Origin of the sequence: Hwanghaeella sp. 1Z406 (genome assembly GCF_048892425.1) — a bacterium.
Classification (GTDB): domain Bacteria; phylum Pseudomonadota; class Alphaproteobacteria; order UBA8366; family Aestuariispiraceae; genus Pacificispira.
Map to the genome: position 1 here is coordinate 164224 of NZ_JBLZHU010000008.1, position 24797 is coordinate 189020.

Here is a 24797-nt window from a genome sequence, read left to right on the forward strand (position 1 = left end):
GCCTATGTCCGATCTGCCCAAAGTATTTGCGACCCGCTTAATGCCTGAAGATGTTGAGGCCCGCTTTCGGTCAGAGTTTGATGCCCAACCCAACGAGACCGATGCGCCTTTAGACAGCGCTGCCATTGTTGCGCGCGCTCAGGGCTGTCGCGCGATTATTTGCAGTCCAACCGAAAAAATGGATGCCGAAACAATCGCCACATTGCCCAAATCCGTTGAGATTCTGGCGACCTTTTCCGTGGGCTGCGATCATATTGATTTGAAGGCGGCCAAAGCCCGCGGCCTGATCGTCACCAATACGCCAGACGTGCTGACAGATGCGACAGCCGACACGACCATCCTGTGCCTCTTGGGCGCCGCCAGAATGGCGCAAGAGTCAGAAGCCACTCTGCGGGCAGGGAAATGGGGCCGATGGGCCCCCCGGGACATGCTGGGCGTTCATATGAGCGGTAAGCGTTTGGGCATTGTTGGCATGGGCCGGATTGGTCAAGCCGTCGCGCGGCGCGCCAAGGGTTTTGATATGACCATAATGTATCACAATCGCCGACAACTGGAAGGCAGTGACGATCAGGGCGCGACCTTCTATGCCAGGGCGGAAGACATGTTGCCCCTGTGTGATTTCCTGGCGCTGACCTGTCCCCTGACCGAAGACACGAAGCATTGGCTAAATGCAGAGCGGATCGCACTGCTGCCTGACCGAGCGGTTGTCGCCAATACGGCGCGCGGTCCCGTTGTCGTTGACGATGCGCTGATTGACGCCTTGAAGTCCGGCAAGGTCTTTGCTGCGGGGCTGGATGTGTTTACGGGGGAGCCGAAATTGGACCCCCGCTACCTGGACCTTCCCAACGCCTTCCTATTGCCCCATGTGGGATCGGCAACGGTAGAGACGCGCAACGATATGGGCTTTCGCTGTCTGGATAACCTTGCCGCCCATTTCGCAGGTCAGCCTTTGCCCAGCCGGGTCATCTAGGCACACCCCAACTGCTGTGCCAGGGCTTGCAGATCATTCCAAGTTGGCTCTGGAATCGCCACCGCGTTTGATTTCGCTTTCGCTGCGCGTTCCCGCTCGCCGGGGACTTGCACCAAGTCGAAGCCAGGCGCTGGCGGGCAGGTGCGTATCTCTGCCAGAATTTCCTCAGCCGTTGCATGCAATGCGCTTTGTTCTTTGAACATTTTCGTGTCCAGACACAAAATCAGCCAGTTCATTTCAGTTGTGGATGGCCCCAACATGGCCTCCCCGATCAGCTCTGCAATCAGACCCAGCGCGTAGCCTTTCGGGCCCCCCATGGGCAGGATGGCACCGCCATTGAAGTAAGCGTCCGGATCACGGCTGGGATGTCCATCCCGATCAATCAGACACCCCTCTGGCAACAAAGCACCCGCATTTTTCGCCGCATATATCCAACCGCCGGCAATAATGGAGGTTGCGAAATCAAGAACGACCGGTCCGTGATTGCCACCCGGCATAGCAAGCGCATAGGGGTTGGTTGGCAAAATCGCCCGACTGCCGCCATAAGGCGCAACCTGACGCCAGTTATGTCTGCCCCCGCCGCCAACACAAATCGTCAGGCAGCCGGCGTCCGCACCGCGTTCAACATAGGCGCCAATGCGTCCCGTATGCCCGCAATGCCTTACCGCAACAGCAACCAACCCTGATTGTCGCGTTGCCAGGACTGCTTTCTCTATCGCCAGTTCCATTGCCGGGATGCCGATACCACCACCCCCGTCTATTTCCCAAACGCCGCTGCGCGTTTCCATCGCAGTCGGCACAGCGCCAGCAGACATATACCCTGATCTAAATTGATCGACATATTGCAACAGGCGCATCACACCATGGGATTCGACGCCCGCCAGGCTCGTCTCCACCAAATGGTTGCTGACGCTGGCCGCTGTTTCTGGCGTACAGCCGATTTCGCGCAAGACCTTCCGTCCCAAATCCCGAAGGATACCGGCATCCACATCCACGCGCGTGCCATCAAAATCCAGTTTGCTCATGCTTCCCCCAATTTATGAGTATATTATTACTTTTAAGAGGTATCCTGTCGGCTGCCGTCCGGTCCTGGTGGGCAGGGTCGCGACCCTAACTATTCTGAAAAATCCTTTGGAGGAAATAAACGTGGCACTAGCACAGGAAACCGCTCTTATCGTTGGCGCAGGATCCGGCCTTAGTGCCGCGCTGGCCCGCCTGTGTCATGAACAGGGGATGGCAGTCCATCTTGCCGCGCGCACACCATCAAAACTGGACGAACTGTGCCAGGAAACAGGGGCGGTTGCCCATGCCTGCGATGCGTCCCAGGCGGATCAGGTGGAGGCCTTGTTCAACGCCCTGCCCTGCGTGCCCGATCTGGTAGTCTTCAATGCCTCAAAACGGGTGCGCGGCCCGATTCAGGATCTGGACCCGGCCGCTGTGAAAGAAGCGATAGAGACAACATGCTTTGGGGGCTTTCTGGTTGGACAGGCTGCGGCCAAGCGCATGATTCCCCGCGGCACTGGGTCGATCCTGTTTACCGGGGCATCTGCCAGCGTAAAAGGCTATCCAAATTCCTCCACCTTCGCGATGGGGAAGTTTGCCCTGCGGGGGTTGTGTCAATCTATGGCGCGGGAACTGCAACCCCTGGGTATTCATATTGGGCATTTCATCATTGATGGCAGCATTGCCACAGGCCCCTGCCCGGAAGATGACAAACTGGACCCGACGACTATCGCGCACAGTTATCTGGATTTGCACCGCCAACATCGCAGCGCCTGGACCTGGGAAGTTGAATTGCGCCCCTGGCTGGAGCGTTTCTAACCCTGCACAAGATAGACACTACATCTTGATTCCCCACCACTAGGAATCCGATTCCGGGCAACTGGGCAGGAAAATCCTCCCTTCATCTGCATGCTAAAGCCAATTTGATGACAGGGCTGCGCAAAAGCCCGGACTGTAGAGCGTTTTCTGGGCAAGCTTCCCTTTGGCATGCGATTTGCCCTGTTTCCCACAGATTGGGATTTGGGAACGGGAGAGAGCATAATGGTCCAAGCAGTTGAAAAATTACGTCTGGTCAGTGATACACAAGGGATTGTATCCCCCGATGGGCAGGGGATTGTATCCCCCGATGGGCATGACCAATCCGGCCTGAACGACCGTCCAACCGATTGGGCGGAAATACGCAATTACCGTCGATTGCTGCGCGATGCCCTGACCCTGGCGCAGGAAGCGCGTCAGAATCTGACCGATGCACAACGCCGGATCGCGACATTGGAGCATCTGTCGCGCACGGATGAGACAACCGGCCTGCTGAACCGGCGCGGCTTTGAACTGGCGCTGGAAACAGCCCTTGCGCGGGTCAAACGGCATGGCGAAAAGGGTGTGCTTGTCATGATCGATTTGGATGGATTCAAGGCAATCAATGATCGCCATGGGCACCCCGTTGGTGACCTGGTGCTGGCCACGGTTGGCACAATCCTGAACCGGCATACCCGCTTTACTGACAGTGCTGCGCGTATTGGCGGGGATGAATTCGCCCTGATCCTGACGGACACGGATGACAAAGGGGCCAAACTGCGTGTTCGCAAATTGGATCAAATTCTGAACTGCAGCGATGTTCCCTGGAATGGCATGCGTATCCCCATTCGCGCATCGTTTGGATATGCCCCTTATGGACCAAGGGACGAGGCCGACAATCTGTTCGCCAAGGCCGATGCCGCCATGTATGACCGTAAACGCGATCGGGCGGTAACGCCCCAGCCAATATTAACGCAATAGCGATCAGGCGGGATCGCCCCAGCCAATATTAACGCAATAGCGTCGCAATCAGGAAACTGCCGCTGTCAATCTGGACCCAAGCTGCTGTCTTAGGTGTTCGCATATCGCGACGCTGGCAAGGCAGAAGTGTGAGCGCAGCAATGGGCCTGAACGCAATCGACGCCGTCAAAAAGGCACCCCGCCAACACGGCGCAATGGAATATTCCGAAGCCCCAACCGACCTGAATGTGGTTCGGGGTTATCGTCTAAAAAGATTACGCGATGCCCTGAAGGCTGGTGATTATGCCGGTGGCCTGTTCTTTAACCAGTTGAACACGCGCTATGCGACCGACGCCACCAACATGCAGGTCTGGTGCGCACATTATGAAACCCGCTGCGTCTTCGTGTGTACCGATGGGCCGGTCATTCTATTTGATTACGCCAACCACCCGCATCTGGCCACAGACCTGCCGGGCGTTGATGAATATCGCGCCATTCCCTCTTTCTATTTCTTTTCCGTCGGGCCAAGGGGCGAAGAACGTGTGAAGATGTTTGCCGACCAAATCTCAGATCTGGTCAAAACCTATGGTGGGGGCAACAATCGTATCGCGGTGGATCATGTCTCCATCATGGCCGCCAGCGCGCTGCAGGACCAGCAAATCAGCTTGCATGACGGTGAAGGTCTGGCAGAAATGGCCCGCGCCATCAAATCGCCGGAAGAACTGATCCTGATGCAGGCATCCATGAATGCCTGTGAACAGGGTATCCGCGAAATGCGCGCCATCCTGGAACCGGGCATCACCGAAAATGCGCTATGGGCGAAGTTGCATGAGGTCAATATCCGATTGGGCGGGGAATGGATCGAAACCCGCCTGCTTTCCGCCGGGCCACGCACCAATCCCTGGTTCCGGGAATGCTCCATGCGTCCCATCGAATTGGGTGATATGGTCAGCTTCGACACGGATCTGATCGGCCCCTATGGATATTGCTCCGATATCTCACGCGCCTGGGTCTGTGGCGTGGATCAGGGGGATATCAAACCAACCGATGAACAACGACGCCTCTATGCCAAGGCGTATGAGCAGATCCAATACAATATCGGCACATTGGGCCCTGGCAAATCCTTCCGGGAAGTGACAGAATCCACCTGGACCATCCCTGATGAATTTCTGTCAAACCGCTATACCAGTTGCATGCATGGCATTGGTTTGGCGGATGAATACCCGTCGATCAAACACAAGGCGGATTTTAATGCGAAAGGCTATGACGGCGTATTCGTGCCGGGCATGGTGATGTGCGTGGAAAGCTTCATCGGGGTCGAAGGCGGACGCGAAGGCGTGAAGCTGGAAGAACAGGTTGTCATTACGGAAACCGGCGTCGAACGCATGTCCACCTATCCCTATGAAACCAATTGGCTGTAATTCAGGCATATCGCGCCTGAGATTGTCTAAAACCGGGCCGACAAAAAAGTTGGCCCGGTTCAGCACCCCTGCCGCGGGGCCTGACCCGAAACCAATGTCCGTGCCATAAAGGGCGTTGTGCTGTCGGGCTGAACCGTGACTTTTACCGCGTCGATAACGGCATAGTCCCCCGCAGAATTCAGGCGCCACAGGTTCGGGGCCTGATCTCCCCCAAATTCCTGATCCAGACAATAGGGGTCGGAATCCCCGTGGATCAACAGAACCGGTCCCCTAAACTGCTGAGCGGCCAGCCTCACTTGATCTCTCAACATAGCGAAGGCATCGCATTTTATCCGCGTGGTGCCCTCACAGGACCCGCTGCCCCAAGGTTCCGTTACATCGGCCTGCATCGCAATGACCAGCGCCTTTGCCTGGGCCTCCCTGGCCTGTTCCACCGCCCCCTCAAGCCAGACCCGATTGGCCTGTTCACGCGCGCTGACCTGGGCCAGGGCGAAATCGACATCATCCAGCAGGATCTGCGCACGTCCATTATTGGTGCCGACAACATGCAAGGTCACATATGTTACACCATCATCGACCCAGCGCGCATTTTCAGGATATCCATCCTGGCGCATCACATGCATTTCCTCTGGGCTTTCCGGCGCGGGCTCAAAGAAAATCTGGCGCAGGCGCGACAGGCGATCATATTCCCGCATCGCCAGTCCAGTGGAATCCCGGTCGCAATCGGTCCAGTCATTATCCCCTGGTGTCAGGAAAACCCGCCCTGGCTTCAAACCATACAGCGTGTCCCGAACGGCCAGAAACAGGCCGTCACTGCACACCTCTTTGCTGCCTTTGAAATCACCAACATGAATAACAAAAGGGGCCAAGTCCGCCTTAATCGCCGGAATAATCTGATCTTCAAAAACCCGCTGTTGATCCTCAGTATAGGGCAAATCGCTTAAAACGATGAAATCCCCGGCTTTTGCCTCCACCCCGACCATCAGGATCAATCCTATGAATGCAAATGACCATGACCCAACAGACATCAATGCCTCCTGCCCGACTCCTCAATGCAAGCATTATAGCATCCCTGTCTGACGAAACCGTGACGGATCACGCGTCCTTGGAATAGAGGTAGTCTCGTGTCAGGGGCACGGTTTCCAACCGCTTGGAGAGTTGGATTTGCCAGACCATCAGCGTGTCATAGCGGAAGCTCATCTCAGACACGGCCAGATAAAACTCCCACATCCGACAAAAGCGCGCGTCATAAATCTGCTCCGCCCGGTCCCAATTCTCCAGGAAGCGATAGCGCCAGTGCTTTAATGTTTCCGCATAATGCAGACGCAGAATTTCAATATCCGTCATCCACAGGCGCGTCTTTTCAATGCGTGTGATAACCTCCGAAAGGGCGGGAATATATCCACCTGGAAAGATATACTTTCGAATAAAAGGGCTTGTAATGCCCGGTCCCTCATTGCGCCCGATCGCATGGATCAACGCCACGCCATCATCGGTCAACAAGGACTGAACCTTATCAAAGAACGCCTGGTAATTCGGGACGCCAACATGTTCGAACATGCCCACAGACACGATGCGATCAAACTGTCCCTCAACAAAGCGATAGTCGATCAGTTCGAACTTCACGCGGTCGGCCAGACCTTCCTCGTCCGCGCGTTTGCGCGCAATCGCCAATTGTTCAGTCGACAATGTAACGCCCAGCACATGGACGCCCTCAACCTGTTTGGCGATGCTCAACGCCATACCACCCCAACCACAGCCGATATCCAGCACCCGCATACCGGACTTCAGCAGTAGTTTGTTTGCGATATGGCGTTTCTTTGCGGTTTGTGCCGTTTCCAGGCCTGCCTCTGATGTCGGAAAATATGCACAGGAATACTGATGATCCTTGTCCAGGAACAGGTCATACAGTTCACCCGACAAGTCATAGTGATGCGCGACGTTCTGACGGGAAAGCCCGGCGGGATTCAATTGATGCACTTTGCGCATCATAAAGCCCAAAGCGCGGCCAATGCTGGCAGGCATGCTTGCCCCGGAGCCGCTGGTTATATTTCGACCAACAAGTTCAAGAAAATCCCATATGCGCCCCCCCGTGAAGGACAGGCGCCCATCCATATAGGCCTCTGCAAAGGCGGGGTCCGGGTTCAGCGCAATGGTCCAGGCAACTGTTTTATCGTGCAAATGCATGGTAAGCGGCTCTGTCCCGTCGGACTGATCCTCGGTTTCACCCGCATTACCATATTCTTTTTTTGCACCCTTCGCGTCGACGACGACCAAACGACCGTACCGGATCAAACGCTTCAATACTTGATCTAACATCACGTCCAGAATTCCCCCCGGACACACCAAAACATACCGTCGAACAAACCAGGTGAAACCTTAGCATATGAATTCTACCGAAATCGAGTAATTCTCTCATTCGATTTTATGCATTTACTCAACGGCATCTCTGATCTTGCGCCACTTGGCGACATTTCTGTTATGTTGGGTCAAGGTTTCAGCAAATGCATGCCCCCCTGTGCCATCCGCGACAAAGTAAATATCCTTTGTCTTCATTGGCTGCATGGCAGCGATCAGCGCGTCCCGGCCGGGATTTGCAATCGGGCCGGGTGGTAATCCTGTGATCAGATAGGTGTTATAAGGATTTTCCAGTTTCCAGTCCTGCCGGGTCAAAGCGCGACCCAACGGCCCGTCACCCTGCGTCAGACCATAGACAATTGTCGGGTCCGATTGCAGGCGCATGCCCTTGCGCAGACGATTGACAAAAACGCCGGCAATATGGGCGCGTTCCGATGCAATACCGGTTTCCTTTTCCACAATCGACGCCAGGATCACCGCCTCTTCGGGGGTGCTGTAAGGCAGGTTTTCAGCACGGGATTGCCATAATTCCTGGACCGTTGCCGCCATTTTCGACTGCAGACGGTCAACGATGGAGGCGCGACTGTCGCCCCGACGATATTGATACGTTTCCGGGAACAGCGTGCCTTCCGGTGACTTTGGCGGCAGCCCCCCGGTTAAACCGTCGGTCTGCTCAATAATTCCGAAAATCTCGGAAACGGTCAGCCCTTCTGGAATTGTGATACGATGTTCTATCACATGATGGGCGATCAACGTCTGCGCCACTTCCGCTTGGGACTGGCCGGGCAGGAAGCGATACTCCCCCGCCTTCAATTGGGTATGCTGGTTTTGATATCGCAGCATAGCGATAAAAACCTTAGGATATTCAATGACGCCTGCCCGCTGTAAATTCGCCGCGATGCGCTGCAGGCTGGCCCCAGGCTCGATCACCACTTCGACTTCTTGCTGCAGTGGCCCTGATGCGTGATAGGTATCCTGTGCCCAGAACACCACGCAAATGGCCGCCCCCGCCAGCACAACACCGACAACAAGACATAAAATCAGAGTCCGGCGCAGGGCCCGGCCCAATCCGCCGCGTTTGGGGGAAGGTGGTGTGCCGGCAGGTTCATTATCTGTTGGGTCTTCAGACGGCTCTGACACGCATGCTCCTATCGGCTAAAGATCTGATCAGGCCAGGCTTTTTTTCCGGGTCGCCGCATGCGCACTGCCCACGGCTGCAATGATTGCACCCATGAAATATACAGCAAGTCCCACAGAGGTCGAATTGGAATAATCAACCCGCCCTTCCAGAACCTGCAAGCCAAAGACAATCAGGGGCGCAATCGCCGCGACGGAGCTGATCGTCAGGGATGTTGTCAGGGAAACTGCCTTCTGGACCGCATAGATGGGGAAAGCCAGCACCACCATGCCGATGGCAACCGCATATAGAAGGTCTGTGAACGGAACAGCTGCCTTGGCATCAATACCGGAGGCATAGCCTATAGCAGTCAGAACCAGATAAATTGGAAACCGGAACCCGAATTGCGGCACCGGTTCCAATCCGCGAAGATCCAAACGCTTGCTGTATAACAGCATCATGGCGATCAGGATGCCTGCAATCGCGGAAAAAACCAGTCCCAGAAGGCCCGTTCCAATGCCGCCCCGCACAAATCCAGACCAGCCCAACAGAGTGAATGCCGCCAGTAAGAGCATCCCCAGGGTCAAGACACCGTTGCCAAGAGCCTCTACGCCATTGCGCGATGATTGCGCCTCTGCAAAGCCCATCCGCTTCGCAACAATCGTTGTCAGGGGAATTACGCCAGAAAAGATCGTGAAGGCGACGGCTGGTTCAATGACCTGAATGGCGATGAAATACGCCATCCAGCCGCCCGCCGCAGAAAGATTAACCCCTAGAACAGACGGCCTGTTGTCAAAGACGACCTGAAGCTGCTGCGGGCGCCTGAACACTGTCCACAGAATGCATCCGATTGACGACAATCCAAACACCAGACCGCCCATCAGAAATCCATCCAGGCGCTGCAGAATTCCGCCAAAATACACAGCCTGGGCGGCGTCCAACACAACAAATATCAGACACCAGATCAGCCCTTGCTGCCCCAGCGATAGCCGTCCCATCGCCCCCCCTATACCCTGTATCCCACAGAACGGTTGCTGCGACAGGGATCTGACTGAATTTTTCCGTTAAGGGGCCGGACCAAAGATGATGCTGGCATTGGTGCCCCCGAAGCCGAAACTGTTGGAAAGTGCATAGTCGACCTTCCGTTCCTGCGCTGTATGGGCGACCAGATTGATGTCACAGCTGTCCGACGGATTGTCCAGATTAAGTGTTGGCGGAACGATTCCGGTCTGAATCGACTTGACCGAGAAAATTGCTTCCACCGCCCCGGCGGCGCCCAACAAATGCCCGATTGCGGATTTTGTAGAAGACATGGCGATCTGATACGCGTGATCGCCAAAAAGCCGCTTCACAGCGCCCAATTCAATCTCATCCCCCAACGGGGTAGAGGTTCCATGGGCATTCACATAATCGATCTTATCAACACCGATACCGGCATTGCGGAAGGCGCCTTGCATCGCACGGAAGCCGCCTGATCCATCTTCTGATGGCGCCGTGATATGGTAGGCATCGCCCGACAGACCATATCCCAGGACCTCGGCATAAATTTTCGCACCCCGTGCCTTGGCATGTTCCAGTTCTTCCAGAACGACAACGCCCGCCCCTTCGCCCATGACGAAGCCATCGCGATCCTTATCCCAGGGGCGAGATGCACGTTCCGGGGTATCATTGAAATTGGTCGATAAGGCCCGGGAAGCAGCGAAGCCCGCCATGCCAATGCGGCACACTGCGGCTTCCGTGCCGCCTGCCAACATAACATCGGCATCGCCAAACATGATCAGGCGCGCGGCGTCCCCAATCGCATGGGTTCCCGTCGCGCATGCCGTCACAACCGCATGGTTAGGTCCACGGAATCCATAGACAATGGACACATAGCCACTGGCCAGATTGATCAGACTGGCTGGAATGAAAAACGGGCTCATCCGGCGCGGACCGCGGGTTTCCAGAATGACAGAGCCTTCGGAAATCCCGGCAAGACCGCCAATACCAGACCCGATCATCACACCGGTGCGATCCAGATCTTCTTCTGCGTCAGGACGCCAACCGGAATCCTCAACCGCCTGCGCAGCCGCTGCCAGCGCGAAGGCGATAAAGGTGTCCATTTTCTTGAGTTCTTTTTTCTCGACCCATTCTTCCGGGTCGAAGGCACCATCGTCTTTTGTACCGCGAGGAACCATGCCAGCGATCTTGGCAGGCAAATCTGATACATCGAATGTGGAAACCGGCGTAATGCCCGATTTTCCATCAATCAAACGATCCCAAACATTCTGAACACCCACCCCAAGCGGGGTTACGGCACCGAGGCCTGTGACGACAACACGCTTCATTATTGCCCCATCCTAACCTTGTCCGACCAATGCATCGTAAAATAAGACACTCCGCGAGACATGAAGGATACCAAAAAGTATCAGTCTATCGCCCCGAGGAGAGGATTCAAACGCACTGTTTTCCAGGAGAGGCCATACTGCCTCAACCGGCCAAAGACGCATTGTTATCGAAGTGAACAGTCAATCGGTATAAACCAGTCAAAGTCAGTGTCGGGCGGCCGAAGAATCGACCACCCGATCCCGCAAATGACTTACTTGTGTGCTTCGATAAACGTAATCGCATCCTGGACGGTGGCGATTTTTTCGGCCTCGTCGTCAGGGATTTCGCAATTAAATTCTTCTTCGAAGGCCATCACGAGTTCAACAGTGTCCAAGCTGTCAGCGCCCAGATCATCAATGAAACTGGCCGACTCTACAACCTTGTCGGCATCCACGCCCAGATGCTCAACAACAATGCTTTTTACACGTTCCGCAACGTCGCTCATATCATTCTTTCCCTTGTTTGTCGCGGCCCAGGAGAACCGGCCGACCTTAGTGCCTAACTTACTGATTAACCCTTTGCCAGCGCCGCTTTCTCAGCGCGACGGCGCCTGCCTATCACACTTAAACTGGAAGGACCAGCCCATCGTGTCAACTGAATGACAGAATGCAAGATACCCCGAGTCGCGCCCGGAAACCCCTTCTGTCACGAACACCCTCAGATCATTGCCATACCGCCATTTACATGCAGGGTCTGACCGGTCACATAGGAAGCCTCGACTGAAGCAAGATACAATGTCGCTGCCGCAATTTCCTGCGCAGATCCCATACGCCCTGCGGGAATCGCGCCCATCAGCTTTTCCTTCTGTGCATCGGATAATTCATCTGTCATAGCCGTTTCAATGAAACCCGGCGCCACACAATTGACCGTGATCCCCCGGCTGGCGACTTCCTGTGCCAGGGATTTTGACATGCCGATCAGCCCGGCCTTGGACGCCGCATAATTCGCCTGACCAGGATTGCCTGTAACGCCAACGATGGATGTTATGCCAATGATTCGGCCAAAGCGGCGCTTCATCATGCCCCGCAAACAGGCCCGTGACAGGCGAAAGGCCGCCGTCAGATTGACCGCGATCACCTGATCCCATTCTTCGTCCTTCATGCGCATCGCCAGATTATCGCGGGTCAGCCCTGCATTATTGACTACGATATCGATACTGCCCATGGCAGCCTCTGCCGCCTTTGCCAGGTCTTCCGGCCCTTGCGGGTCGGACAGATTGGCGGGCAGGACAAAACAGCGATCGCCCAGCGTATCGGCCAGGGTCTGCAAACGCTCTGCCCGCGTGCCACTTAGCCCGACCGTCGCACCAGCCGCGTGCAGAGCGACCGCAATTTCGCCACCAATGCCGCCTGTCGCGCCTGTCACCAAGGCTGTTTTGCCTGTTAAATCAAACATTCCAACTCCCTTTCCAAATGGATTCCTTAAAGACGTTACCGATCAGTCCAGGATTACAGGCTCTTTAAGAAAGCCTCAACATCCGCAGGACCATTAACCGCAACGCCGGTCAAATCCTTATCGATGCGCCGCGCCAGTCCCGATAGTACTTTACCCGCACCCACTTCGACCAGCGTATCGACGCCCAGATCCTTCATCGTCAAAACACATTCGCGCCAGCGCACGCGCCCGCAAACCTGTTCCACCAATTGGGTACGCAGGGCTTCCGGATCAATACAACGTGCTGCCGTGACATTGGCGATAATCGGCACCGCTGGTGGCTGAATAACAGTTTCCGCCAGCGCACGCGCCATCGCATCCGCTGCCGGGGCCATCAGGTCGCAGTGGAAGGGGGCGGAAACCGGCAACAGCATGGCGCGTTTTGCGCCCTTTTCCTTGGCAATTTCAATCGCCCGCTCTACGGCAGCCCTGGTCCCGGAAATCACAACCTGTCCCGGCGCATTATCATTGGCAGCCGCACAAATATCGCCCTGGGCCGCCTGTGCGGCAACCGCTTCCGCCTGCTCCAGATCCAACCCCAGAATGGCAGCCATCGCCCCCTCGCCTACGGGAACAGCAGCCTGCATCGCCTTGCCGCGCAGCTTCAGCAGCCGCGCCGTATCGGCCAGTTCCAAGGCACGTGCCGCCGCCAAGGCCGAATATTCCCCCAAACTGTGCCCGGCGACGCATTCAACCATATCAGAAAGGGATCGCCCGCCCTCTGATTCCAGCACCCGGACAACCGCCAGACTGACCGCCATCAAGGCCGGTTGCGCATTTTCTGTCAGCGTAAGATCGCTGTCCGGGCCATCCTGCATCAGCTTGAACAGCTTCTGGTTCAGCGCGTCATCGACCTCTTCGAATACACTGCGCGCGACAGGAAAAGCATCGGCAAGATCCTTACCCATTCCAATGGCTTGACTGCCCTGACCTGGAAATACAAATGCCCGCGTCATTCTTGCCCCCTCCTGCCCGCTCTATCGGGCATTGTTCGTGCCAAACGCGCCAAAACCGCGCGGTAAACCGGGCTCAGTCATAGACGGAGACGGTTTTCTGTCAAGCCATCAACACACAACCCCACAAAGCCGCACATAAAAGCAAAGCGCCCCGGACGCAATCATCCGGGACGCTTTACCCCTGCCAGGGTGAAACTCTCATGTAAATCAGAGGTCAAACTCCAGATTTACTTAATTCTTACTCAGCGGCGGCGGCGAATTGGTCGGAAAACTCCGAATCATCATTCACACCGCCCTGCAGAACGGCCGAACGGACCCAGCGGTCTTCCGAGACATATTGCGGGAATTCATCCCAAAACCCGTCAAAGTCACCAACCTGACCATGTACGAATCGGCCATCGCGAATCTGGATCAGTATTTTCTTGGCGCTGAAAGCATCGCCCTCCCGCCGGCACAAATACCAAAGCGCCACCCCCTCAAAGGCAAAGTCGATATCCAACTGGATGGACTCCCCCAACTCCTCACGATCCAACAATGAGAAATCCAAGGGTTCATCGGGCATTTCAGGGTCATACAATGTGTAAACCACGATATCTGACAGTGTCGCCAGGCGCTTTAACTCACGCGCGATCAAATCTGCCATCACGGTTTTCATCTCTTGCGGATCTTGCATCTTGTCTCTCCTTGTTAACAAAGAGAATCGGCCGATTCGGATAAGCATTCAAATAAAAAATGACCTGAATACCTATTTTTATGAAGTTTACATATCAAGATTATATTTAATACATAAAAATATTGGAAATATCGCTCCGTTACCTAATCCACAAAGTAAAAATAACCAAAGTAGAATCATCAATATCGCGTGCGTTTCCGAATCATATTCATCGCTTGATGCGTAGCCACAGAAGGTCTTTTCAGTCAAATTCCACACCTGAAGGAATGTTCTGAAATGCCAAAGGAATCCCAATGAAATTAGAAACAAACCCCTTGCGCCTGGCACAAGGCTGCGAGGTATTTTTAAACCATTGCCGCGTGGGAAAGAGCCTGTCCCCCCACAGCCTGCGAGCCTATGCCATTGATTTAGCGGAGTTTCAGAGATATTTGGGCGTGGATATGGAAGCGCAAAATGTCGATAGAGAGACACTGCGTGGATATCTCTCCTATCTTATGGGGCCGCGAAGATTGAGCCCGGCATCGGTAAAACGCCGTATCGCCTGTCTGAAAGCGTTCTTTCGATGGCTGGAGTTAGAGGACAGAGTCCCCGTCACCCCTTTTCACCGCATGGATCTGCGCATACGACTGCCACAGCGCCTTCCAAGAGGCTTAAGCCGGGAAGAAATTGCAGCCTTGTTAAGTGCCGCTCGCCGTCCCTTTTTGCATCACAGCGGTTCCCTATCTTTTGACGGGTGCCAACACAGGCCAGATCGCTTCAATGCCCTTACCAGTCTTCTGGCGCTTGAATTACTCTATGCCTCGGCAGTGCGCGTTTCAGAACTTTGTGCACTCACAGCAGGCGATGTCCTGGCCAATGATGCCAATGGCTTGCGTGTTCACGGCAAGGGCAATCGTGAACGCTGGGTACCGATAACCGATGATCTTTTGAAGGATCAGTTACGCCACTATCTGACAGTCCGGGACGCGTGGCAGCCAACAGGCTATCCCCCTATCAAACGGTTGCTTATAAACAGCAAGGGCATGCCGCTCACCCCCACCATCATCCGCAAACGCCTCGCCGCCCTAACCCGCAGCGCGCCACTTAGCCGCCACGTCACCCCGCATATGATCCGCCATACAACCGCCACCCACCTGTTGCAAAACGGCCTAGACCTCCGCCACACCCAACGCCTTCTCGGCCACAGCTCAATCTCCACCACCGAAATCTACACCGCCGTCAGCGACCGCAGCCTAGAGGAGGCCATGAAACGCATCCAGGGATGATAACTAGGAATTATGGTGCATCCTATTCCACGCATTGTTGCCCAGTTGATTGAACTGGCTAAAGACAAAGGTGCAGAGACCCGTTTCTCTCTGGTGGCGCATGTATCCGGCTCTGAACGTGCCGAATACTGGCAGGAGCATCCCATTGTTACGGAGTTCTTTTCAGACGGTGAGGTCAGCGATTTACTGTGGGCTTTGCGAAGTGTCGTTGCTTATTGCGAACTGTTTCAAAGCGAGGCTGATTTCTTCAATTTTATCAGCGAAACAGTTAATATTGATTTGAAACAGACAAATCATATCGCCTATAGCACCGTATCGCCCATTCAGGCGCGGGCCGCTTCCGCTATTGTTCCACTTTTTTGTGCAGCGCATGACATAGCAACCTGCACAATGGATCCTTATGGACTGGCTTTGACGGAAAACAAATTTCATGTTGTCACTCTATTGCGCCAGTTTGGGCTTCCGGTTCCCGAAAGTTGGCTCTTTTCCCCCAATCTTGGTTGGACCAGTAATCTCAAACCACCTATCGGCCAAAAAGTTATTGCAAAACCGGTTTATGAATCCGCGTCGATTGGTATCGACGAGCATTCAGTGTTTTGTTGGAGCGAAGAGAAAGAATCTTTCCTGAAAAATCGCTCAAATGAATTGGATCAGCCTTTAATGGTTCAAGTCTTTATTCCTGGGCAAGAAGTGGAAGTGCCTGTCATCGGCGGCTTGGATGCGGTCAGCCTGCCCCCTTGCAGTGTAATCCTGGATGGGAACTTCAACCTTGGAGATCAGTACCTTACTTTTGAAACGGTTTTCAACGATGCTTATGAATACTGGGATTTCAGCCAATTCGAACCAGTGCTCGCAAAGAAGGTATGCAGTGCCGCCTCAACCGCCCATAGTTTGCTTACTTTAGATGGGATCAGCCGGGTTGATTTCAGGATCGCTGATACTGGTCTCTATTATATCACGGATCTTAATGCCATTCCCCATTTAACACGCAATGGCGCCGTTGCTCATTCCTTCCAGTTCATGGATTTAACTTATGAAGCCATGGCAGCTTGCCTGATAGGTATCGGCCTTACGCGTGTAAACAAATTTGTACCTACATAAGCGACCAGATTTCGATGGACGTAAATAAAGGCAAGCGGCCAAAAAACGACCAGCTAGGGCCGACCTTTCCTTGTTGCTCAGCCATATCCGTCAGAAGGCTGTTTTGTTCCAACAATGTTAATTTGGGGTTAGATTCCCAGATTGCACGTACGTAGAGGTGCCGCTGAATCAGATAACTTGTACAATCTGGAAGAAGATCACCTTCCCTCTCACGTGCTTCATCAAGTAAAGCCATCGCACGCTCCGTTGCCCCTGCTAAATACTCCGACAAGGCAAGGTTTTGCGTTGTGAAATAGAAGAAGTAACCATCGCAATGCGGTGTATTCTTCATGGATAGATAATCCTCTGTCAACAACGCGTTGGCTTGCTCCAGTCGTCCGGCTGCAATCAGGATTCCAGCCTGATTGTTCCGAAACAGTATGCTATCCTCATCTTCAGGCCTTAACTCAAATGTGTGTTCGTATATCGACACGAGGTTCTCTACTTGAGATGGATGTGCAAGGGCATGAGCAACTAGGAGATTGCTCAACGCGGGCGCAAAGGACTGGAACCTTCTAGAGGGGGCGTTGCCTCGCAGGGTTAATGCGCGTTCTGCATAGTCGACCGATTTTTGATAGTTACCAGCGGCTAGTTCAAGTCCTGATGCATTAGACAGAGCAACGAAGTGAGTGTTGCTTTCCAGATAACCCTCACCAGGCGGCAGCTTTTCTAGCTCTTCGATGAGGCGCTCCGTTCTGCGTATGGCAATTTCGCTTGCATGCAGCATACAACTGGCCGCTTGAAACCTGTTGAGCAGATGCCGAACGCCTTCGTCACGACGGCGAAACCTCTCAAGGCGCCTCAAAACCTCACGTTCTAACTGCCTGGCTTCTGTGAACAGCCCTAACTGAACCTGGGCAAACATTAGCGACATCATCAGCCGCACCCAAGTATCACTTGCGTCCTGTAACTGGTCCCGCCAAGGTTCTAGTAGGGCCGCAGCCGCAGTTCGATCCTCTTGTACTAAACTTTGCAGCAAACACATAGCCATCAGACCGTCGCGCTCTGCCAATATCTCGTCTGGCACAGCCTCAACGATTGCTGAAAGGTGTTTGTATGCGATTTCATATTGCCCTTCCCGATAAATATCGATCGCTTTCAAGACATCGTTCAGGGCACTGCCAAGGTACTCTACCTCGTGCCAGGGAGGTGATGACCAATCCAATGTTGGAAGGTCCATTGTGGCGTGCATTACCGCAGCACGGATTGCCCAAAGGCAATAGGCGGTGCCAGCTTCATGGATTAGACCGGCTTTTTTCAGGTGTGTAAAATGCAGACCGAACTCTGCAGGCCTCATCTTTTGAAGGCATTTGGCATAGGTTCCGTGCAAGCCCGACCGTTCCGAGCGCCGACTGTTTTCAAAATAGTGACGTGTGATTTCGTGACGGAAACGAGGCACTCCCATCTCTTCTTCCAACAACTTCCACCGCATCGCTGCTGCAATACTGCGCTTAACCTCAGATAGTTCTGCACCGGTAATGCAGACCACCTCCTCCTCTACGATGTTTTGTCCGCAAATCGCGGCAGCGGCTAAGATTACTTCGGCCCCACTACCGTAAAATCCAGTCTCGGTGAGATAGCGGTGCAATAGCGTTACCAAGGCCTCTGTTTGCCCGGCAAATAATGCCTTTGAAGAGATTCCCTGAAGATTGGCATCCTCAACAAAGGTGCGAACTATTTCCAAATGTGCTCCTGAACAATCGAAGAGCATCTTTAAGTCTTGCGACGCAATAGGTCCCTGCAGGCCAAAAGCATTCAGTAATGCCCCAAACTGGCTCTGGCGACACTTGTGTACGTGAGTTACCGGCGACAAAAACCCGATCAGTTTAGCTTGTTGTTCAGAAAGAGGGTTGCGCTCTATCGCCGTGTTATTCAGCGTCGCGAGAATTTTGATTGGGTGAGGCCAATCACGCCCTTTTTTCATTAGCTTAAGTAACAATCTTGATGATGGCGCATCAAGATATTGGATATCGTCTATAAAAAGTAATAGCGGTCGCGACTTTGTCATGGCTGAAAAAAGGTCGATAACCCCTTCTGAAACATGATCAGATTCTGTCGCGATTACCCTCAGTGTTTCCTGATTATGCAAAGAGCTGATAAGATTGACAAGTGACTGAAACGGCTTAGCAAATGGGATTTCTTCATATACAAATTCACGGCCAATCTCGAGTGCCTGATTCAAGCGCTGAGCATTTTGATCGTTGCGTCTCAACTGATGGAAGACATAGTAAGACTGTGATTGGCGTTCTTCGTCAGCGCAAAGTGTCAGAACGTGATGAGTATGGGCTAGGCGCGAAACAATGCTGGCGGCGATGCTGGTTTTCCCGCAGCCACTTTCCCCAGCCAACAATAGTTTAGTCGCTTTGGCTAACAGGGTTTCTGATCCCGCCGCCACGATCTTATCATGCCCCAGTATTTGAGCGACTTGCTCAATCACCATAATTCCTAGTTATCATTCAGAAATTGCATGAAAATCAACCAAACCAAGTCGTGTTACAACGCGTTCAACACTTATTACTAGTACACTGAAACAGTATCACAAAACGTGCAAGTTATATTCTTCTTCAACCCGACGGAACATAGACCGATATCCCCCTTGCATCCCCCCCTCTCTTCCCCTATAAGCCGCTCGTTCTGGGATCAGGGTTGATCCTGGGCGACACTCCTTGCTGGTCTTTGAGGCGTTTTCGTCTTGCTGATAGGAGGCCGGCTAGGGCCGGGCGGCAGAGGTGGTTTGAGGTTTTGCTTCATTCGACCCACTGCGCCGGACCGTGAAACAGCCATAGGGAGTCACATTGATGGCGCATTATGAAACCGTGCTGATCGCACGGCAGGACGTTTCGGCTGCACAGGTCGAAACCATTGCAGACATGGCTCAGGAAATCCTGACCGAAGCCGGTGGGTCCATTGCCCGCCGTGAATATTGGGGCCTTCGCAGCCTCGCCTTCCGCATGAACAAGAATCGCAAGGGACATTACGTCCTGATGAATTACGATGTCGGCTCGGATGCCGTTGTCGAAATGGAACGTCGCCTGCGTTTGCATGATGACGTATTGCGGTTCATGACCGTTCGCACCGAAGACCTGCCGACCGAACCTTCCGTGGTTCTGGCCCGTCGTGACGAGCGTGATCGCCCGGAACGCAGCGATCGTGGAGATCGCCCGGATCGGGGTGACCGTGGAGATCGCGGCGACCGGGGTGGTGATCGCCCACGGGGTCCGCGTCGCGAATTTGGCGACGATACCGGGATGGAGCGCAGCGAGCGCCGTCCGCGTCGTGAATATAATGATCGGGAGGAAAATTGATGGGTATGCGACCAGCAGCAACACGGCGGCCTTTCTTCCGCCGCAAGAAAACCTGCCCTTTCTCCGGCCCAAACGCGCCGGCGATTGATTACAAGGATGTGAAAACCCTGCAGCGCTTCATTTCTGAACGCGGCAAGATCGTTCCGTCCCGCATCACCGCGGTGAGCGCCAAGAAACAACGGGCCTTGTCCACAGCGATCAAGCGCTCCCGTTTCCTGGGTCTCATCCCCTATGTGATCCGATAGGAGGATACAGCCATGCAGATTATCCTTCTCGAACGTGTCGAGAAACTGGGCCAAATGGGTGACGAAGTCGCCGTTAAGCCCGGCTATGCTCGTAACTTCCTGCTGCCGCAAGGCAAGGCCGTGCGCGCAACCAAGTCGAACCGGGAGCGTTTCGAATCCCAACGGATCGAACTGGAAGCCCGCAACCTGGAACGCAAGAGCGAAGCCGAACGTGTCGCCAATGATTTGAACGGCCTGTCGGTCATCCTGATCCGCGCTGCGTCCGATACCGGCCAGTTATACGGTTCCGTTACCGCCCGCGATATTGCGGACTCTATTGTCGAAGCGGGTATCCAGGTCGGTCGTGGTCAGGTGATGATGGAACGCCCGGTGAAAACCATCGGGATCTTCGACTTCCGCATCAAACTGCACCCGGAAGTGATTGTGACTGTCCAGGTCAACGTCGCCCAGTCGCAAGAAGAAGCGGAAGCCCAGGCCGAACGCAAGGCACGCGGCGAGGACGTCGTTGTGACCGAAGCCGAACGCGCCAATATCGACATGGCCGAAGAAGCCGAACGCCAGGCAGCACAGGTTGCAGCAGCGGCGGCGGAACTGGTCGATGAAGAAACCGCAGAACGCATCCTGGACGCCGCCCATCAGGACGACGACGAGGGTGAAGAAGACAAGTAAAAGCGACTTCTGCTTTTGCCGTTAAAGGAAAACGCGACGCTGGAAACGGTGTCGCGTTTTCTCTTTTGGGGCCATGTTATTGAAACGGGCGCCGGATCTAGTCGTCCGCCAGATTATCCCCGCCGGGTTCCAGGGCGACTTCCTGATCGCGATACCGTGCAGCGGTCAGGTGGACGATTAATGTTCCGAAATCCGTATCAACCTCGACCCGCACTGGGATGGGCAGCGTGTCTGGGAAAGGACTGGCGACCCAGACCATCCGATTATGGGCGGTCTTTGTGTATTTATTGGATGTCTGTTCCCGGAATCCACCAATGCGATCAAATTCCAGTCGACAGGCCATCGCTTCACCTGAAAACACGGTGTAATCATTCCGCTCAAACGTTCGCATCCCATCCGGCGTGACGGACATGTCATAGCGCCTGCGACCATCATAGACCGGGACGGTCCCCTGGCACTGCTCCCCCTGTTGGATCAGGCCAGACAGGGACAGAATGGCGGTAATCGGATCAATGCTGCCTGGAATACTGTCCTTTGGCACCGGGGTGATGATTTCATCCTCATCGGGGGCGTCCCGCGTGACATCCACGGTGCCATCGGGATTGAAGGTCAGGCTGTTGCGCCGTTCCTTACCGCGCCAGACCCCGTCATTGACATGGGTGCTGGGTTCAACCTTCAGCCCCTCTTCCACCTGCCCGCGAGAGGATACTTGCCCTTTCCAATCGCTGTACCAGTCCAGCAGTCCCCGGGCACGGGCCTTCCCTTCGATATGATACGTGGTTGCGTCACGATAAATCTGTGTTCGCGCGGAGGCGACATGCATCCCCCCGAAATAGGCTTCATATTCAAGCGTCAGGTCGATAGGAACATCGGCCCTGACGGGCGACGCACCGCTGATGCACAAACAGATGAAACCAAAAACCAGACCACCGGGTCGCCGCATATTTCTACCCCTGAGACTAATAATGAGAAAGATATGGAGTGAAACAAAACGGTTTCCACCCGGATCCCGTCAGAACAGCCGTTTGCAGTGCAAAAAACTCCAGTGGGCCACAAACAGCCCGACCGGTCCTGCTTGACAGACAATGACCCAGACTGTACCTCAGCCTCCCAATCAAGATGGGCGATTAGCTCAGCGGGAGAGCACTCGCTTCACACGCGAGGGGTCACTGGTTCAATCCCAGTATCGCCCACCATCTTTATATCCTTGATGTCGCGCACCGCCGCTCGCGAAGCCCGCGCTTGGGTCGGCACACTCTTGTCCTGTTTAAAATCCTGAATGAGCCGCCTACATCCCACCATCCGGTGTGCCAATTTCTGAGGCATTCTGGACTGGAACAATTCGATAATTCGGTAAATGGATTGAGACGGTCGTCCCTTTTTCATATTGGGAGGTGATGGTCAGTCCGCCGCCATGCAGTTCTGTTAATGCACGGCTGATATTCAGCCCCAGGCCGGTCCCCTGATTCTCGCGGATATGAGCATCTCGCACCTGGCCAAAGGGAAGCAATGCCCTTTCCATGTCCTCATCCGTCATGCCGATTCCCTGATCTTGAATGCTGATAACGAAATCTTCCTCCCCCTGATGAATATCGATTTTGATACGCGTATGTGGTTGGGAAAACTTAATGGCATTGGTAACCAGATTGATGAGGACTTGTTTCATCGCCCGCGTGTCGCACAAGATGGAAATGGACGTTTCCGTCCAACGCACCGCAATGCCTTTTTCTTCGGCGGCGCGACTGACAAGCTTTAAGCATTGCTGGATCAAGTCATCCAGGGGCACGACTTCTTCAAGCAGCTCAAATCGTTTGGATTCGATCTTGGACATGTCCAGGATGTCGTTAATGAGGGTCAGGAGATAGTGACCGCTGTTGAAGATATCATTTGCGTAATCCTTTGTTTTTTCAGGACCCAGAATTTGGTTTGGGGGCTCGCGTATAATATCGGAAAACCCGATAATTGCATTCAGGGGTGTCCTTAGTTCATGGCTCATCGTGGCCAGAAACTGGGACTTGCTGCGATTCGCAGCCTCGGCCAGGTTGCGGGCCTTTAGAAGCTCCTGCGCCTGAGATTCTAGCCATTTATAATAATTTTCGACCAGTCTGGCCGCACGAAATGTTCGCCAAACGATATAGCCCACCGTGCAGAGCATCAGAACAGAAATAACTGTCATTGGGACAATCAAATTCCGCAGCATGTTCGTGCCTGCTTCCTGAACGCGCCACTGTAACTTTCCTAAAATTGTTCCATCGACCGCTTTCAGGGGTAATTGGTTCAAGGTTGCAGGGCTTGCATCTGTTTTCAGTTCCAGCCCCTTTAGCAGAAACTGGGCTTCGATCTCCTTCAGCACCGGACCGTCTATCGCTTTAAAGAAAATCAGAACACCCGGCACCCCCTGATCCAAGGACGCGCCGCGTTCATCTTCCCACATGATGACCGCAGCAGAGGCCAGATACAGGCCGTGATCGTCCCTGAAGAACCCCGATATGGCAGGACTAACCTCTCCCAGTGTTTGCGGTTGTGCTCGGGCGGCGTCAATCAAGCTTGTCAGTCCTGCTGGGAAAAAGGCGGGGTCTGATAGTCTTTGTGTCCCGTTGCGGTGGGCCCGCGCAATCACCCTGTTTTTATGTCCCACAGCCAGGACGCCATCCATCTCCAGCCCATCAATGATCCAAGATTCTATGTTGTCCGATACCCATTCTTCGTTGAAATCCTCAATCGTATTCTGAGCCGTGTCATTCCAATAGGCATAGTCACTGACAAACTTCGTCAGATTGTTGCGTAACACCATAATGCTTGATCGCGCCAAATGCTGCGCGGCCTGCTCTGCAATCACGTTATGTTGTCTTACGGAAAGATGCAGCAACGCGCCGGACACAAGAACGAATCCCACTACCAGGACCATGACCGGCAGAAGCTCTCGTGTTACGATGTAGGGCTTAACTTGTCTTGGTTCTGGATTTTGGGATCGATTTTCATTCATTACGTGAAGATTTCCACTTAATACTGAAATTGCGCTTTATCGTTGAACAAGACAGAAGGCCCTGAAGGTTCATTGTCCGTCCGCATCATTCATATGACCAGTTAAATTCGAAAAACGGAATAATTAATATTCATAGTTTTTCTTACCTTTTCCTTACTGAAATATCGGATCAAGAACATTATTGAACCAAGGCACGGCGAGTCTGACGATGGGGCCTGCAGATTGCAGTTCACGACCGCATGCCACAACGCCACACCACACGCCTGGTCCATGGCCGACGGAAAGCCAGAAAAATACCAGCAATAGAAGGAAAATGGTTTCCGCGCCGACCCTAAACAGTCTTGCCTATTCTATGGGCGGCACGTTGTAAGGCCGGCAGGTATTGCGTTACCATATCGTCACGCCCAATCCGCCCTGCATGGGCGCTGATATTGATCGCAGCAATCGTACCCCCCGACAAATCCAGTAAAGGCAACGACAGTGAAATCAGACCGGTTTCCAGTTCCTGTTCAACAAGGGCATATCCCCGCCCCCGGATTTCCTGAAGGCGGCTTCGGATCTGGCCCGGTGTGGTCAATGTCCTGTCCGTGAACCGCACCAATTGTGCTGTTGCCAGATAGGCGTTCAAGGCCTGGTCCGACCCATAGGCCAGCAGAACCTGCCCCAGTGATGTCGCATGGGCTGGCAGGCGCACCCCGACATAAATGGCATCCGACAGAATGCGATGGGGTGCGCTGGAACGGGCGACATACACAACCTCTCCCTTATCCAGAATGGCGATGCTGCAGGATTGCTTTGTTTCGCGCGTCACTTCTTCCAGATAAATACGCGCCCCTTCCCAGAAGCTCAGGCCCGACAGATAGGCCTGCCCCAGGGTCAGAACCAAGGGGGTCAGTTCAAAATATTTGCCGTCGCTGGTCGCATATCCCAATTCCACCAGGGTCAACAGAAACCGCCGTGCCGTGGCGCGGGACGTGCCGGTGCGGTCGGCGACTTCCGTCAGGGTCATGCGCGGATTGTCCGGCCCAAAGGACCGAATGACCGCCAACCCCTTTGCAAAGGAGCCGACAAAGCTGGAAGTATCGGCGCGCACGGATCCTACCTTCTTAATTGTTCGTAATATGAACATTATTC

23 protein-coding genes and 1 tRNA gene are annotated in these 24797 nt (G+C 54.1%); 10 read left to right on the forward strand and 14 right to left on the reverse strand.

All coding sequences use genetic code 11. The features are described from left to right. Positions 1 to 4: 4 nt before the first annotated feature. Positions 5 to 970 (forward strand): 2-hydroxyacid dehydrogenase, encoded by a 966-nt coding sequence (locus tag ACOSDR_RS16015; RefSeq protein ID WP_420731886.1) that lies wholly within the window; start codon positions 5 to 7, stop codon positions 968 to 970. Here ACOSDR_RS16015 and ACOSDR_RS16020 read toward each other — a convergent pair. Continuing rightward, entirely contained in the window at positions 967 to 1995 is a 1029-nt protein-coding gene (locus ACOSDR_RS16020; RefSeq protein WP_420731887.1) for an Ldh family oxidoreductase, read from the reverse strand. The genes ACOSDR_RS16015 and ACOSDR_RS16020 overlap by 4 nt on opposite strands. 121 nt (positions 1996 to 2116) lie before the next feature. Between ACOSDR_RS16020 and ACOSDR_RS16025 the strand changes: the two genes are divergently transcribed. The 3 genes from ACOSDR_RS16025 to ACOSDR_RS16035 all read left to right on the forward strand — a co-directional run bounded on the left by ACOSDR_RS16025 (position 2117) and on the right by ACOSDR_RS16035 (position 5148). Next, positions 2117 to 2791: an SDR family NAD(P)-dependent oxidoreductase gene (locus tag ACOSDR_RS16025; RefSeq protein WP_420731888.1), complete on the forward strand. Its 675-nt coding sequence runs from the start codon at positions 2117 to 2119 to the stop codon at positions 2789 to 2791. Between the two features lie 222 nt (positions 2792 to 3013). Further along, on the forward strand, positions 3014 to 3748 hold the full coding sequence (locus ACOSDR_RS16030; RefSeq protein ID WP_420731889.1) for a GGDEF domain-containing protein: 735 nt from the start codon (positions 3014 to 3016) through the stop codon (positions 3746 to 3748). Positions 3749 to 3876: 128 nt separating this feature from the next. Next, positions 3877 to 5148, forward strand: coding sequence for a M24 family metallopeptidase (locus ACOSDR_RS16035; protein ID WP_420731890.1), 1272 nt, complete (start codon positions 3877 to 3879; stop codon positions 5146 to 5148). A gap of 59 nt (positions 5149 to 5207) precedes the next feature. Here ACOSDR_RS16035 and ACOSDR_RS16040 read toward each other — a convergent pair whose 3' ends face one another. From ACOSDR_RS16040 to ACOSDR_RS16080, 9 genes are all read right to left on the reverse strand, one after another. After that, the gene (locus ACOSDR_RS16040) at positions 5208 to 6176 is read right to left on the reverse strand and encodes a hypothetical protein (RefSeq protein ID WP_420731891.1); all 969 of its coding nucleotides are present in this window, start codon (positions 6174 to 6176) and stop codon (positions 5208 to 5210) included. A 67-nt stretch (positions 6177 to 6243) separates the two neighbouring features. Next, positions 6244 to 7467, reverse strand: a complete 1224-nt coding sequence (locus tag ACOSDR_RS16045) for a class I SAM-dependent methyltransferase (protein WP_420731892.1) — start codon at positions 7465 to 7467, stop codon at positions 6244 to 6246. Positions 7468 to 7581: 114 nt separating this feature from the next. After that, the gene (gene mltG, locus ACOSDR_RS16050) at positions 7582 to 8646 is read right to left on the reverse strand and encodes an endolytic transglycosylase MltG (protein WP_420731893.1); all 1065 of its coding nucleotides are present in this window, start codon (positions 8644 to 8646) and stop codon (positions 7582 to 7584) included. 27 nt (positions 8647 to 8673) lie between these two features. Continuing rightward, the gene (locus ACOSDR_RS16055) at positions 8674 to 9621 is read right to left on the reverse strand and encodes a hypothetical protein (RefSeq protein ID WP_420731894.1); all 948 of its coding nucleotides are present in this window, start codon (positions 9619 to 9621) and stop codon (positions 8674 to 8676) included. Between the two features lie 66 nt (positions 9622 to 9687). Further along, the gene (gene fabF / locus ACOSDR_RS16060; RefSeq protein WP_420731895.1) at positions 9688 to 10950 is read right to left on the reverse strand and encodes a beta-ketoacyl-ACP synthase II; all 1263 of its coding nucleotides are present in this window, start codon (positions 10948 to 10950) and stop codon (positions 9688 to 9690) included. 251 nt (positions 10951 to 11201) lie between these two features. Then, a complete protein-coding gene (locus tag ACOSDR_RS16065) occupies positions 11202 to 11435 on the reverse strand; it encodes an acyl carrier protein (protein ID WP_420723661.1) in 234 nt (77 codons plus the stop codon). Between the two features lie 212 nt (positions 11436 to 11647). Next, entirely contained in the window at positions 11648 to 12385 is a 738-nt protein-coding gene (fabG, locus tag ACOSDR_RS16070) for a 3-oxoacyl-[acyl-carrier-protein] reductase (RefSeq protein WP_420731896.1), read from the reverse strand. A 53-nt stretch (positions 12386 to 12438) separates the two neighbouring features. Beyond that, positions 12439 to 13380, reverse strand: coding sequence for an ACP S-malonyltransferase (fabD, locus tag ACOSDR_RS16075; protein WP_420723659.1), 942 nt, complete (start codon positions 13378 to 13380; stop codon positions 12439 to 12441). Between the two features lie 238 nt (positions 13381 to 13618). Beyond that, positions 13619 to 14053 carry a hypothetical protein gene (locus ACOSDR_RS16080; protein ID WP_420731897.1) on the reverse strand — a complete coding sequence of 145 codons (435 nt, stop codon included), beginning with the start codon at positions 14051 to 14053 and terminating at the stop codon, positions 13619 to 13621. A gap of 293 nt (positions 14054 to 14346) precedes the next feature. Between ACOSDR_RS16080 and ACOSDR_RS16085 the strand changes: the two genes are divergently transcribed. Then, entirely contained in the window at positions 14347 to 15318 is a 972-nt protein-coding gene (locus ACOSDR_RS16085; RefSeq protein WP_420723657.1) for a tyrosine-type recombinase/integrase, read from the forward strand. 12 nt (positions 15319 to 15330) lie between these two features. Beyond that, complete coding sequence (locus ACOSDR_RS16090; RefSeq protein WP_420731898.1) at positions 15331 to 16419, forward strand: hypothetical protein; 1089 nt, start codon at positions 15331 to 15333, stop codon at positions 16417 to 16419. On the opposite strand, the gene ACOSDR_RS16095 is transcribed toward ACOSDR_RS16090, so the two are convergent. Then, positions 16412 to 18898 (reverse strand): AAA family ATPase, encoded by a 2487-nt coding sequence (locus ACOSDR_RS16095; protein WP_420731899.1) that lies wholly within the window; start codon positions 18896 to 18898, stop codon positions 16412 to 16414. The two genes, ACOSDR_RS16090 and ACOSDR_RS16095, sit on opposite strands and share 8 nt — an antisense overlap. Before the next feature lie 358 nt (positions 18899 to 19256). Here ACOSDR_RS16095 and rpsF point away from each other — a divergent pair, with 358 nt between their 5' ends. The 3 genes from rpsF to rplI are packed head-to-tail and all read left to right on the forward strand — an operon-like array spanning position 19257 to position 20677. Further along, complete coding sequence (gene rpsF / locus ACOSDR_RS16100; protein ID WP_420731900.1) at positions 19257 to 19763, forward strand: 30S ribosomal protein S6; 507 nt, start codon at positions 19257 to 19259, stop codon at positions 19761 to 19763. Further along, positions 19763 to 20008: a 30S ribosomal protein S18 gene (rpsR, locus tag ACOSDR_RS16105; protein ID WP_420723653.1), complete on the forward strand. Its 246-nt coding sequence runs from the start codon at positions 19763 to 19765 to the stop codon at positions 20006 to 20008. The genes rpsF and rpsR overlap by 1 nt, the downstream gene beginning before the upstream one ends. A 12-nt stretch (positions 20009 to 20020) precedes the next feature. Continuing rightward, entirely contained in the window at positions 20021 to 20677 is a 657-nt protein-coding gene (rplI, locus tag ACOSDR_RS16110) for a 50S ribosomal protein L9 (protein WP_420723652.1), read from the forward strand. 97 nt (positions 20678 to 20774) lie between these two features. On the opposite strand, the gene ACOSDR_RS16115 is transcribed toward rplI, so the two are convergent. Continuing rightward, on the reverse strand, positions 20775 to 21620 hold the full coding sequence (locus tag ACOSDR_RS16115) for a DUF3108 domain-containing protein (protein ID WP_420731901.1): 846 nt from the start codon (positions 21618 to 21620) through the stop codon (positions 20775 to 20777). Between the two features lie 178 nt (positions 21621 to 21798). Between ACOSDR_RS16115 and ACOSDR_RS16120 the strand changes: the two genes are divergently transcribed. Then, a tRNA-Val gene (locus tag ACOSDR_RS16120) sits at positions 21799 to 21873 on the forward strand. 92 nt (positions 21874 to 21965) lie between these two features. Here ACOSDR_RS16120 and ACOSDR_RS16125 read toward each other — a convergent pair. Both ACOSDR_RS16125 and ACOSDR_RS16130 read right to left on the reverse strand, forming a co-directional pair. Continuing rightward, positions 21966 to 23663, reverse strand: a complete 1698-nt coding sequence (locus ACOSDR_RS16125) for an ATP-binding protein (protein WP_420731902.1) — start codon at positions 23661 to 23663, stop codon at positions 21966 to 21968. 331 nt (positions 23664 to 23994) lie between these two features. After that, on the reverse strand, positions 23995 to 24756 hold the full coding sequence (locus ACOSDR_RS16130) for an IclR family transcriptional regulator domain-containing protein (RefSeq protein WP_420731903.1): 762 nt from the start codon (positions 24754 to 24756) through the stop codon (positions 23995 to 23997). Positions 24757 to 24797: the final 41 nt, after the last annotated feature.